This is a genomic window from Streptomyces sp. NPDC046261 (assembly GCF_040646235.1).
Classification (GTDB): domain Bacteria; phylum Actinomycetota; class Actinomycetes; order Streptomycetales; family Streptomycetaceae; genus Streptomyces.
Window position 1 is genome coordinate 293232 of the sequence record NZ_JBEYZU010000001.1, and the last position, 11965, is coordinate 305196.

The 11965-nt window shown below is 69.8% G+C and carries 10 protein-coding genes; 5 read left to right on the forward strand and 5 right to left on the reverse strand.

The annotated features are described in order from the left end of the window. Nucleotides 1-35: 35 nt before the first annotated feature. The 5 genes from ABZ956_RS01375 (at nucleotide 36) to ABZ956_RS01395 (ending at nucleotide 5723) form a co-directional block, all read left to right on the forward strand. Entirely contained in the window at nucleotides 36-1661 is a 1626-nt protein-coding gene (locus ABZ956_RS01375; RefSeq protein ID WP_361885190.1) for an ABC transporter substrate-binding protein, read from the forward strand. Between the two features lie 74 nt (nucleotides 1662-1735). Beyond that, entirely contained in the window at nucleotides 1736-2659 is a 924-nt protein-coding gene (locus ABZ956_RS01380) for an ABC transporter permease (protein ID WP_361885192.1), read from the forward strand. Continuing rightward, nucleotides 2652-3626 (forward strand): ABC transporter permease, encoded by a 975-nt coding sequence (locus ABZ956_RS01385; protein ID WP_361885194.1) that lies wholly within the window; start codon nucleotides 2652-2654, stop codon nucleotides 3624-3626. The genes ABZ956_RS01380 and ABZ956_RS01385 overlap by 8 nt, the downstream gene beginning before the upstream one ends. 11 nt (nucleotides 3627-3637) lie before the next feature. Continuing rightward, complete coding sequence (locus tag ABZ956_RS01390) at nucleotides 3638-4633, forward strand: ABC transporter ATP-binding protein (RefSeq protein ID WP_361885196.1); 996 nt, start codon at nucleotides 3638-3640, stop codon at nucleotides 4631-4633. Further along, a complete protein-coding gene (locus tag ABZ956_RS01395) occupies nucleotides 4623-5723 on the forward strand; it encodes a dipeptide ABC transporter ATP-binding protein (protein ID WP_361885198.1) in 1101 nt (366 codons plus the stop codon). Before ABZ956_RS01390 ends, ABZ956_RS01395 begins: the two co-directional genes overlap by 11 nt. Here ABZ956_RS01395 and ABZ956_RS01400 read toward each other — a convergent pair. The 5 genes from ABZ956_RS01400 to ABZ956_RS01420 form a co-directional block, all read right to left on the reverse strand. Continuing rightward, on the reverse strand, nucleotides 5683-6744 hold the full coding sequence (locus tag ABZ956_RS01400; RefSeq protein WP_361885200.1) for a dipeptide ABC transporter ATP-binding protein: 1062 nt from the start codon (nucleotides 6742-6744) through the stop codon (nucleotides 5683-5685). The genes ABZ956_RS01395 and ABZ956_RS01400 overlap by 41 nt on opposite strands. Nucleotides 6745-6758: 14 nt before the next feature. After that, a complete protein-coding gene (locus ABZ956_RS01405; protein WP_361885201.1) occupies nucleotides 6759-7799 on the reverse strand; it encodes an ABC transporter ATP-binding protein in 1041 nt (346 codons plus the stop codon). Nucleotides 7800-7818: 19 nt separating this feature from the next. After that, the gene (locus ABZ956_RS01410; protein ID WP_361885203.1) at nucleotides 7819-8796 is read right to left on the reverse strand and encodes an ABC transporter permease; all 978 of its coding nucleotides are present in this window, start codon (nucleotides 8794-8796) and stop codon (nucleotides 7819-7821) included. A gap of 94 nt (nucleotides 8797-8890) precedes the next feature. Further along, nucleotides 8891-10699, reverse strand: coding sequence for an ABC transporter substrate-binding protein (locus tag ABZ956_RS01415; RefSeq protein WP_361885205.1), 1809 nt, complete (start codon nucleotides 10697-10699; stop codon nucleotides 8891-8893). A gap of 73 nt (nucleotides 10700-10772) precedes the next feature. After that, nucleotides 10773-11762: an ABC transporter permease gene (locus ABZ956_RS01420; protein WP_361885207.1), complete on the reverse strand. Its 990-nt coding sequence runs from the start codon at nucleotides 11760-11762 to the stop codon at nucleotides 10773-10775. Between the last annotated feature and the right edge of the window lie 203 nt (nucleotides 11763-11965).

The window sequence follows — 11965 nt, forward strand, 5'->3', positions numbered from 1 at the left end:
GTCTGAGTGAGACGTAGGACCCGAGGAGGCACTCCATGCGTGGACGCACGCGCGCCACCGCCGCTCTGGCCGTCGGTGCGGCCGGGGTCGCGCTGATGGCCGCCGGATGCGGCGGTGGAGGGGGCGGCAGCGGCGCCGGGGTCGTCCGGGCCTCGTGGGGCGATCCCCAGAGTCCGCTCGAGCCCGCCAACACCAACGAGGTGCAGGGCGGCAAGGTCCTCTCGATGATCTTCCGCGGGCTGAAGGAGTACGACCCCAAGACCGGCGAGGCCCAGAACATGCTCGCCGAGCGGATCGACAGCGCCGACCAGCAGACCTTCACCATCACGGTCAAGGACGGCTGGACGTTCAGCAACGGCGAGAAGGTCACCGCCAAATCCTTCGTCGACGCCTGGAACTACGCCGCCCTCGTCGAGCACAAGCAGAAGAACGCCTCCTTCTTCCAGGACATCGAGGGCTACGACAAAGTCCACCCCGCCAGCGGCGCGGGCACCGCCAAGACCCTCTCCGGCCTGGTCGTCAAGGACGAGCGCACGTTCACCGTCAAGCTGCGCACCAAGTTCTCCACCTGGCCCGACACCCTGGGCTACGCCGCCTACGCGCCGCTGCCCCGGGCGTTCTACGACGACCACGCGAACTGGCTGAAGAAGCCCGTCGGCAACGGCCCGTACATGATCGACTCGTACACCAAGGGCTCCTCGATGCGGCTCAGCCGCTGGGACGGGTACCCCGGCGAGGACAAGGCGCGCAACGCCGGCGTCGAGCTGCGGGTCTACACCGACAACAACACCGCCTACACCGATCTGCAGGCCGGCAACATCGACCTCGTCGACGACATCCCCAGCGCCCAGCTCAAGAACGTCAAGAACGACCTCGGCGACCGCTATATCAACCAGCCCGCCGGCATCATCCAGACCGTCGTCTTCCCGATGTACGACCCGAACTGGTCCCGCGCCGGGATGGAGAAGGTCCGCCGGGGGCTGTCCATGGCCGTCAACCGCGATCAGATCACCGAGCAGATCTACCAGAAGACCCGGACCCCGGCCACGGACTGGACCTCACCGGTGCTGGGGGAGAAGGGCGGCTACAAGGCCGGCCTGTGCGGGGACGCCTGCACGTACGACCCCGCCGAGGCGAAGAAGCTGATCCAGGAGGGGGGCGGGCTGCCGGGCGGCAAGGTCACCATCACCTCGAACGTCGACACCGGCTCCCACCGGGTGTGGATGGACGCCGTCTGCAACAGCGTCAACAACGCGCTGGGCAACGACCAAGCCTGCACGGTCAGCCCCGTCGGCACCTTCGCCGACTTCCGCAACCAGATCTCCGAGCAGCGCGTGGCCGGCCTCTTCCGCTCCGGCTGGCAGATGGACTACCCGCTCGCGCAGAACTTCCTGCAGCCGCTCTACTACACCGGCGCCTCCTCCAACTACGGCAAGTTCAGCGACGCGCAGTTCGACAAACTGGTCGACGAGGCCAACGCCGAGTCCGACACCGAGAAGGCCATCGGCAAGTTCCAGGAGGCGGAGAAGATCCTCGCCGAGCAGATGCCGGCCATCCCGCTCTGGTACCAGAACGGCAGCGCGGGCTACTCCGAGAACATCGGCGACGTCGAGCTGAACCCCTTCAGCGTGCCCGTCTACGAGCGGATCACCGTCAAGTAACCCGTACGACGGGCGGGTCCGGGCCGTGCCCGGCAGTGCGGCCGCCCGCTCCAGCGACCCCGGAGTGAGCCCTCATGGGACGGTATGTGATCCGGCGGCTGCTCCAGATGATCCCCGTGTTCATCGGCAGCACGTTCCTGATCTTCTTCATGGTCTACGCCCTGGGCGACCCCGTCGCCGCGCTCTTCGGCGACAAGGCCCCCGACCCCGCCACCGCCGCGCGCATCCGCAAGGACCTCTACCTCGACGAGCCGCTATGGAAGCAATACCTCCACTACATGGGGCAGATCCTCACCGGAAACTTCGGCACCGCCTTCAACGGCCAGGACGTCACCGAGCTGATGGCCGACGCCTTCCCCGTGACCGTACGCCTGACGATCGTCGCCCTCCTCTTCGAGATCCTCATCGGCATCACCCTCGGCCTCCTCGGCGGGCTGCGGCGCGGCCGCTCCCTGGACACCTCCGTCCTGCTGGTCACCCTGATCGTCGTCTCCATCCCGACCTTCGTCAGCGGCTATGTGCTGCAGTACCTCTTCGGGGTCAAATGGGGGGCGGTCTCCCCGTCCGTGTCGCCCGCGGCGCCCTTCGACGAGCTGCTCCTGCCGGGCGTCGTGCTCGCCCTGACCTCGCTGGCCTACGTCACCCGCCTGACGCGCACCTCCATCGCCGAGAACTCCCGCGCCGACTACCTCCGCACGGCCGTCGCCAAGGGTCTGCCGCGCCACCGCGTCATCACCCGGCACCTGCTGCGCAACTCCCTCATCCCCGTCGTCACCTTCATCGGCACCGACATCGGCGCCCTGATGGGCGGGGCCATCGTCACCGAGCGGATCTTCAACATCCACGGCGTCGGCTACCAGCTCTACCAGGGCATCCTGCGCCAGAACTCGCCCACCGTCGTCGGCTTCGTGACCATCCTCGTCATCGTCTTCCTGGCGGCCAACCTGCTCGTCGACCTCCTCTACGCCGTGCTCGACCCGAGGATCCGCTATGCCTGAGCTCGATCCTTCCGACCCCAACGCCACCATCACCCCCGCCGGCGGCGGGGCGATGTCCCTGGCCACCAGCGACGCCGAGACCCTCGAAGGCGGCCCGATCCCCGGCGGCACCGCCAGCGGCAAGGCCCGCAGCCTGTGGTCCGACGCTTGGCACGACCTGCGGCGCAACCCCGTCTTCCTCGCCTCCGCGCTGGTCATCCTCTTCCTGGTGCTCATCGCCGTCTGGCCCGCACTCATCGCGAGCGGCAACCCCCTCAGCTGCGATCTGTCCAAGGCACAGCAGGGCTCCCAGCCCGGCCACCCCTTCGGCTACGACACCCAGGGCTGCGACGTCTACACCCGCACCGTTCACGGGGCGCGGGCCTCCATCGCCGTCGGCGTGTGCGCCACGACGGGGGCCGCGCTGCTGGGCAGCGTGCTGGGCGGGCTGGCCGGGTTCTTCGGCGGCTGGTGGGACGCGCTGCTCTCCCGGCTCGCCGACATCTTCTTCGGCATCCCCATCATCCTGGGCGGACTGGTCTTCCTGTCCGTGGTCACCGGCGGCTCAGTGTGGCCGGTCGTCGGCTTCATCGTGCTGCTGGGCTGGCCGCAGCTCTCCCGCATCGCCCGCGGCGCCGTGGTCGGCGCCAAGCAGCACGACTACGTCCAGGCCGCCCGCGCCCTCGGCGCCGGCAACGGCCGGCTGCTGCTGCGGCACATCGCCCCCAACGCGGTGGCGCCCGTCATCGTCGTCGCCACCATCGCGCTGGGCACCTACATCGCCCTCGAAGCCACCCTCTCCTTCATCGGCGTCGGGCTCAAACCCCCCACCGTCTCCTGGGGCATCGACATCTCCAATGCCTCCCCCCAGATCCGCAACGCCCCGCACATGCTGCTGTGGCCCGCGGGCGCGCTGAGCATCACGGTGCTCGCGTTCATCATGCTCGGCGACGCGGTGCGCGACGCCCTCGACCCCAAGCTGCGCTGAGGAGCAGGCGGATGACAGAGCGACAGCCGACGCTGCTCGACGTACGCGACCTGTACGTGGAGTTCCGCACCCGCGACGGGGTGGCCAAGGCCGTCAACGGCGTCAGCTACACCGTCGCCGCCGGCGAGACCCTCGCAGTCCTCGGCGAGTCCGGCTCCGGCAAGTCGGTGACCGCGCAGGCCGTCATGGGCATCCTCGACAGCCCGCCCGGCCACGTCACCGGCGGCGAGGTCCTCTTCCGGGGCAAGGACCTGCTCACCATGGGCGAGGAACACCGGCGCCGGGTGCGCGGCGCCAAGCTCGCCATGATCTTCCAGGACGCGCTGTCCTCGCTGAACCCCGTGATGACGGTGGGCGCGCAGCTCGGCGAGATGTACGAGGTCCACCAGGGCATGACCCGCAAGGACGCCCGCGCCCGGGCCGTCCAGCTGATGGACCGGGTGCGCATCCCGGCCGCCCAGGAGCGGGTGCGGGACTATCCGCACCAGTTCTCGGGCGGCATGCGCCAGCGCATCATGATCGCGATGGCGCTGGCCCTGGAACCGGACCTGATCATCGCGGACGAGCCGACGACGGCCCTGGACGTCACCGTCCAGGCCCAGGTCATGGACCTCCTCGCCGAGCTGCGACGCGAGTACGACATGGGCCTCGTCCTCATCACCCACGACCTGGGCGTGGTCGCGGACGTCGCCGACAGGATCGCGGTGATGTACGCCGGCCGGATCGTCGAGAGCGCGCCCGTGCACGAGCTGTACGCCGCGCCCGCCCACCCCTACACCAAGGGCCTGCTGGCCTCCATCCCCCGCCTGGACCACAAGGGCCGGGAGCTCTACGCGATCAAGGGCCTGCCGCCCAGCCTGACCGCCATCCCGGCCGGCTGCCCCTTCAACCCGCGCTGCCCCATGGCCCAGGACATCTGCCGCACCGACCGGCCCCCGCTCTTCACCGTGGCCCCAGGCCGCGCCAGCGCCTGCCACTTCTGGAAGGAGACGCTCGATGAGAGCTGACGGTGAGCCGATCCTGGAGGTACGGGAGCTGGTCAAGCACTACCCGCTGACCCGCGGCGTGCTGTTCAGGAAGCAGGTCGGCGCGGTCCACGCCGTCGACGGGGTCTCCTTCGACCTGCGCCGCGGCGAGACCCTCGGCATCGTGGGGGAGTCCGGCTGCGGCAAGTCCACGGTCGCCAAGATGCTCGTCCACCTCGAACGGCCCACCGCGGGGCAGATCCGCTACAAGGGCGAGGACATCACCAAGCTGTCCGGCCGCGCCCTGAAGGCCGTACGCCGCAACATCCAGATGGTCTTCCAGGACCCGTACACCTCCCTCAACCCCCGCATGACCGTCGGCGACATCATCGGCGAGCCCTACGAGATCCACCCCGAGGCCGCCCCCAAGGGCAGCCGCCGCCAGAAGGTGCGCGAACTCCTCGACGTGGTCGGGCTCAACCCCGAGTACATCAACCGCTACCCGCACCAGTTCTCCGGCGGCCAGCGCCAGCGCATCGGCATCGCGCGCGGGCTGGCGCTGCGCCCCGAGGTGATCGTCGCGGACGAGCCGGTCTCCGCGCTCGACGTCTCCGTCCAGGCACAGGTGGTCAATCTGCTGGAGCGGCTGCAGCGGGAGTTCGAGCTGTCGTACGTGTTCATCGCGCACGACCTGTCCGTGGTGCGGCACATCTCGGACCGGGTGGCGGTGATGTACCTCGGCAAGCTGGCCGAGGTCGGCACGGACGTCCAGATCTACGAGCACCCCACCCACCCCTACACCCAGGCCCTGCTCTCCGCCGTGCCGGTGCCCGATCCCGCGGCGCGCGAGCGGCGCGAGCGCATCATCCTCACCGGCGACGTGCCCTCACCCGCGCACCCGCCGAGCGGCTGCCGCTTCCGCACCCGCTGCTGGAAGGCCAAGGAGAAGTGCGCGCTGGTCGTGCCGCCGCTCGAGATCCCCGACTGGTTCCGCGAGGGCGGCCCCGCGGCACACGCCTCGGCCTGCCACTACGCGGAGGAGCGGCGGGTGGTGCCGACGGAACCGGGCGGCGGTGACCCGAGCCCGCGGGTCAGTCGCCTTCGGCGGCGCGCAGCGCCGGGTCCAGGATGACCTCCCGGTCCTGGGCCACCGTCGGCGGCTCCGGAAAGTGACACGCCGACAGATGCCCCTCGGCGCTGCCCTCCGCGCGGAGCAACGGCGGCTCCTCGCTCGCGCAGCGTTCGCGCGCCTTCCAGCAGCGGGTGCGGAAGCGGCAGCCGCTCGGCGGCCGGATCGGCGACGGCACGTCACCGGCCAGGCGGATGCGCTCACGCCTGCCGCCGGGACCGGCGTCGTCGAGGTCCGCCGCCTCCGGCACCGCGGAGAGCAGGGCGTGCGTGTACGGGTGGCGGGGGTGCTCGTAGATGTCCTCCCGCTCGCCGACCTCCACGATCTTGCCCAGGTACATCACCGCCACGCGCTGCGAGAAGTGCCGTACGACCGCGAGGTCGTGGGCGATGAAGAGGAACGCGATGCCCAGCTCCCGCCGCAGCCCCTGCAGCAGATTGACCACCTGCGCCTGGATGGAGACGTCGAGCGCCGAGACCGGCTCGTCCGCGACGATCACCTTGGGTTCGAGCGCCAGCGCCCGCGCGATGCCGATGCGCTGGCGCTGGCCGCCGGAGAACTCGTGCGGGAAGCGGTTGTAGTGCTCGGGGTTCAGTCCCACGGTCTCCAGCAGCTCGCGTACGCGCGCCTCGCGGCCGCCCGCCGGGACGATGCCGTTGATCTCCATCGGCCCGGAGATGATCTTCCCGACCGTCTGCCGGGGGTTGAGGGACGAGTACGGGTCCTGGAAGATCATCTGGATCTCGGAGCGGACCGGGGCGAGCTGCCGGCGGCCCGCGTGGGTGATGTCCTCGCCCCGGTAGAGGATCCGCCCGGCGGTCGGCTCCAGCAGCCGGGTCAGCAGCCGCCCGGTGGTGGACTTGCCGCAGCCCGACTCGCCGACCAGGCCGAAGCTCTCACCGGCCCGTACGGTCAGGTCGATGCCGTCCACGGCCTGCACGGCGCCGACCCTGCGTTTGACGGGGAAGCCGCCCATGATCGGGAAGTGTTTGGTCAGCCCCTCGGCGACCAGGAGGTCGGTCATGGCTCTCGCTCCGCTCATCGGCCCAGCCGGGGCTTGATCTGCTCGGTGAAGACGGTCCGTTCGCGTTCCGCGCCCAGGTGGCAGGCGGCGCCGCGGCCCTCCGGCAGCTCGGGCCGCTCGGTGCCGCAGCGGTCCCCGCCCACCTCCTCCGGGTAGCCGCAGCGCGGGTGGAAGGGGCAGCCGGGCGGCGGCGCCAGCAGGCTCGGCGGCGTGCCCGGGATGGGCAGGAGCGGCTCCTCGACGTCCGAGGCCAGGCGGGGCATGGAGCCCAGCAGCCCCCAGGTGTAGGGGTGCCGGGGCTCGCGCAGCACCTCGCGCACCGTGCCGCGCTCGACGGCCCGGCCCGCGTACATCACGAGCAGCTCGTCGGCGGTGTGGGCGACGACGCCGAGGTCGTGGGTGATGAGGATGATGGCCGAACCGGTCTGCTGCTGAAGGTCCTTGAGCAGGTCGAGGATCTGGGCCTGGACGGTCACGTCCAGCGCGGTCGTCGGCTCGTCGGCGATCAGCAGCTCGGGGTCGCAGATCAGCGCCATGGCGATCATCGCGCGCTGGCGCATGCCGCCGGAGAACTGGTGCGGGTAGTCGTCCACCCGCAGCGCGGCGTTGGGGATGCCGACCTTCTCCAGCATCTCGATCGCCCGCAGCCGGGCGTCCCGCTTCGAGGCGCCGGTGTGCTTGCGGAAGGGCTCGGCGATCTGGCGGCCGACCGTGTAGTACGGGGAGAGCGCGGTGAGCGAGTCCTGGAAGATCATCGCCATTTTGTCGCCGCGCAGCTTCTCCAGCACCGGCTCGGGGGCCCCGGTCAGCTCCTGGCCGTCCAGCAGGATCTCGCCGCGGATCTCCGTCCGGCGGGCGTCGTGCAGGCCGAGCACGGCGAGGCTGGTGACGGACTTGCCCGACCCGGACTCGCCGACGATGCCGAGCGTACGGCCGCGCTCCAGGCCGAAGGAGAGGCCGTCCACGGCCCGTACGGTCCCGTCCTCGGTGGCGAAGCGTACGTGCAGGTCCCTGACGGACAGGAACGGGCGGGAAGCGGGGGTGGGAGGGGTCACGGTCGCGGTCTCCTGACGGCTAGGCGAGCCGCACGCGCGGGTCGATGAAGGCGTAGGCGGCGTCGACGACGATGTTGGCGACGACGATCGCCGTGCAGCCGACGAGCATCACGGCCATCAGGGTGGGCAGGTCCGTCTCGCTGACCGAGGAGACCGCGAGCCGGCCGAGCCCGTGCAGGCTGAAGGTGAACTCGGTGATGATCGCCCCGCCGAAGAGCGAGCCGAGGTCGATGCCGAAGATGGTCACGATGGGGGCCAGCGCCCCCCGCCAGGCGTAGCGGAAGAAGACCGTGCGCCGGGACAGGCCCTTGGCGCGCGCGGTGCGCACATGGTCCTCGGCGAGCTGCTCGATCATCTGGGAGCGGGTCATCCGGCTGTAGTTGGCGATGAAGATGATGGAGAGCACCAGCCAGGGGATGAGCATGCCGGTGAACCACTTCACCGGGTTCTCGGTGATGGGGTGGTAGGCGGGGTTGTCCATCCAGTGCAGGCCGCTGACGAGGACGGCGAGGGCGACGACGCCGACGAAGTAGATCTGCAGGGCGCTGCCGATCAGCGACAGGGAGCTGAAGAACTTGTCGATCCACGTGCCCCGGAAGGCGGCGGCGATCATGCCGATGCCGACGCCGACGATCAGGAAGACCGCGGCGCCGCCGAGGGTGAGGGACAAGGTGGTCGGGAAGCGGTCCACGATGGTGCCCCAGACCGGCTGCTGGTTGGAGAAGGAGTAGCCGAAGCAGGGCGCGGGGCAGTGGCCCACGGAGAAGTCGCGGCCGGTGAAGATGCCCGCCATGTAGTGCCAGTACTGGACGGGGACCGGCTGGTCCAGGCCCAGGTTCTTGTTGATGACCGCCAGCGCGTCCGGGGTGCAGTTCTTCCCGCAGGACATCAGGGCGGGCTCGGAGGGCAGCGCGAAGAACAGGAAGAACGTGATCGCGCTGATCAGCAGGACGATGACGATCGCGCCGAGGGAGCGGCGGGCGAGGAATCTCAGCATGGTTCTTCCGGGTGGCGTCGTCCGGTCGGCGGGCTTCCGGGGCGGGTGGGGTGACCGGGCCGTCCCCCGCGCGGGGACCGGCCCGGTGTCGCGGCTACTTCACGAACACTCCGGTCGGGTCCACGCTCCCGTAGACCGGGTGGTACTTGATCCCGCCGAGGTTCGAACCCCACAGCGCGAACAGCCGGTTGTAGAAGGTCGGCACGCCCGCCACCTCGTCCGTGAGGATCTTGTCGGCCAGCTTCTGCCACTCGGGCGCGGCCTTCTTCACGTCGGGGATCGCGTTGATGCGGTCGATCTCCTTGTCGACGGCGGCGTTCTTGAGGTGGCTGTAGTTCTGGGCGCCGTCGGCGATCTGCCGGCCGTCGAAGAGCGGCGGGACGACCGTGGAGGAGACGGGCCAGTCCGCGCCCCAGGAGGTGCGGTAGAGGTCGAACTTGTTCTTCACCTCCGCGATCGCGGTCCGCCAGGTGTTGGAGTCGACCTCCTTCTTCTGCACCTTGAAGCCCGCCCGCTCCAGCGCCTGGGTGACGACGACCGCCACCTTCTGCTGGACGTCGGTGTTGGCGTAGGCGTAGACGACCTCCTGGCCGACCTTGCCGGCCTCCTTCAGCAGCTGCTTGGCCTTCTCGGTGTCCCCGGCCGGGTGGGCCTTCTTGCCGAACGGGTCGGTGGGCTGGTAGCCGTCGGTGGCGGGGGAGAGGTAGTTGGTGGCCAGCAGGCCCGCCGTCGTGCCGCCCATCTGCTGCACGATCTGCCCGTTGGGCATGGCGTAGGCGAGGGCCTTGCGGACCTTGACGTCCGGGAGCCGGTCGATGTTGAAGCTGATGTAGTCGACGTAGGGCTGGATCTCCACCAGCCGGCGGGCCTTGGTGCCGGCCTGGCCCAGGACCTTCTCGGTCATCTCCGGGGCGACGGCGTTGGTGAACGTCATCGTGTTCTTGTCGGCGCCCTGGTCGGCGAGGAAGCGGCGGGTGGAGTCGGTGAACTGGTGGCCGAAACTGATCTCGAACCGGTCGGCGTACTGGTGCCGGACGGGGTCCGTCCTCGGGTCCCAGTGCTCGTTGCGCACGAGCGTCAGCGACTTGCCGACCTTGTAGTCGCCGACCTTGTACGGGCCGGAGGAGAAGGGCGCGTTGTCGTACTTCTGCTTGGTGTCCTTCTCCGCCTTGACGGGGCCGACGTTCGGCATGGCCGTCGCGAAGGGCACGTCGGCGTGCGGCTGCCGGAAGTGGAAGATCACCGTCTTGTCGTCCGGGGTGTCCAGGACCGACGCCGGCAGGTGCTTGCCGTCGTACGGGCCCTCCGGCAGCGCCTTGCGGAAGTCGTTGCCGTCGCCGGAGAGCCACTGCGGGATGTAGAGCGGCCCGTCGGTCAGGAAGGGGGCGTAGAGGCGCTCGATGCCCCAGCGGACGTCCTTCGAGGTGATGGGCGAGCCGTCCTCGAACTTCAGGCCGTCCTTGAGGGTGAACTTCCAGGTCTTCCCGCCGTCGGAGGAGGTGCCGGCGTCGGTGGCGAGATCCCCGACGATCTTCACCTGGCCCTTGGCGTCCACCTTGTAGGAGGTGAGCGTGCGGTTGTAGAGCATCTGGTTGGTCAGGACGTCGGAGTAGTAGATCTGGCCCGGGTCGAGGTGGTTGAAGGCGTCGCGCTGCAGGACGCCGACGGTGCCCCCCTTCTTCGCCCCCTCGACCTCGGGGGCGGGGCCGGCGGAGTCGGCCTCGGTGCCGATGGAGTAGTTCGCGGACCTGGTCTTGTCCTCGCCCGGCCCCTGGCTCTCCTTGCCGCCGTCGCCGCCCCCACCCCCTCCGCTGCTGCACGCGGAGAGCGCCAGGGCCCCTGCCGTCAGGGCCACGGCCCAGAGCCGGGCTCTGCGCCCGGGGGACATCGTCGCGGAAGTCATGGATGCACCTGCCTGTCGGTTGCCTGTCGGCTGCCGGTCGTGGACGACGTGCGGAGGGCGTACGGGAAAGCTGTCAGCGCCTGGCCCGGGGATCGAAGGCGTCCCGGACCGAGTCCCCGAGGAGGTTGAAGGCGACCACGAAAATGATCATCGCCAGCCCGGGGAAGAAGATGTAGGTGATGTCGCTCTCGTAGTAGGCGGCGCCGTTGGCGAACATCCGGCCCCAGTCGGGGGTGGGTTCCAGAATGCCGACGCCGATGAAGGACAGCCCCGCCTCGATGGTCACGATCGACGGCAGCATCAGCGTCGACTGCACCAGGATCGGGGTCCACAGATTGGGCAGCAGCTCCTTGGTGATGATGCGCCACGGCGACGCGCCGGTCACCTTCGCCGCCTCGACGAACTCCCGCTCCCGGAGGCTGAGCACCTGGCCGCGCAGCAGCCGCGCCATCCCCATCCAGCCCAGCACCCACAGCACCAGGATCAGGGTCAGCACCCGCAGATACGTCGGGGTCTCCTTCTCCGGGCTCACGAAGAGCGAGTAGACGACCGGCGTGAAGGCGATGAACGACAGCTGGCTGGGGAAGGCCAGCAGAAGGTCGATGAAGCGGCCCAGGAAGTAGTCGGTCCTGCCGCCCGCGTAGCCGGCCGTCACGCCCACCACGATGCCGGTCAGCACGCACAGCACCGTGGCGGCGGCGGCGATCAGCAGCGAGGTGCGGATGCCGTAGACGAGCTGGGTGAGGACGTCACGGCCCAGCGTCGGCTCGATGCCGAACCAGAACTCCCCGGAGATGCCGCCGTTGGGCTCGACCGGATAGCCGAACTCATTGAGCAGGCCCGGCCGGTCGAGCCCGTAGGTCGTCGTCGGGTCCTTGCCGTAGAGCGCCGAGATCAGGGGGGCGGCCAGGGCGACGAGGAAGAAGAAGGCCACGACGAAGGCGGAGACGACGCCCGGGCGGTCACGCTTGAAGCGCCGCCACATCAGCTGTCCGGGCGAGCGGCCCACGAGCTCGGCGGGCCGCCCGGCCGGCACCGCCCCGGCGGCGGCCGCGGAAGGCATCGGGGAAGGTGTCTGGGAAGGACTCGTCATCGCGCAGATCCCCCGCACTGTGGTCGCGTCGGCCCCGCCCGCGGCCGGCTCGGACGCGGTGGGGCTCAGCGGACTTTCGCAACGGACGCACAGCGCAGTCAAGGGGGCTGTCGTGGACGATGGGGCCTTCCCCGGCATCTTGAGCGAAGGTTGTGCAGATCGAGGTGGCGGCG

Coding starts and splice junctions, on each gene's coding strand:
- ABZ956_RS01410 (WP_361885203.1), bottom strand. CDS start 8,796: ATGCTGAGATTCCTCGCCCGCCGCTCCCTCGGCGCGATCGTCATCGTC.
- ABZ956_RS01415 (WP_361885205.1), bottom strand. CDS start 10,699: ATGACTTCCGCGACGATGTCCCCCGGGCGCAGAGCCCGGCTCTGGGCC.
- ABZ956_RS01375 (WP_361885190.1), top strand. CDS start 36: ATGCGTGGACGCACGCGCGCCACCGCCGCTCTGGCCGTCGGTGCGGCC.
- ABZ956_RS01400 (WP_361885200.1), bottom strand. CDS start 6,744: ATGACCGACCTCCTGGTCGCCGAGGGGCTGACCAAACACTTCCCGATC.
- ABZ956_RS01380 (WP_361885192.1), top strand. CDS start 1,736: ATGGGACGGTATGTGATCCGGCGGCTGCTCCAGATGATCCCCGTGTTC.
- ABZ956_RS01385 (WP_361885194.1), top strand. CDS start 2,652: ATGCCTGAGCTCGATCCTTCCGACCCCAACGCCACCATCACCCCCGCC.
- ABZ956_RS01395 (WP_361885198.1), top strand. CDS start 4,623: ATGAGAGCTGACGGTGAGCCGATCCTGGAGGTACGGGAGCTGGTCAAG.
- ABZ956_RS01420 (WP_361885207.1), bottom strand. CDS start 11,762: ATGCCTTCCGCGGCCGCCGCCGGGGCGGTGCCGGCCGGGCGGCCCGCC.
- ABZ956_RS01390 (WP_361885196.1), top strand. CDS start 3,638: ATGACAGAGCGACAGCCGACGCTGCTCGACGTACGCGACCTGTACGTG.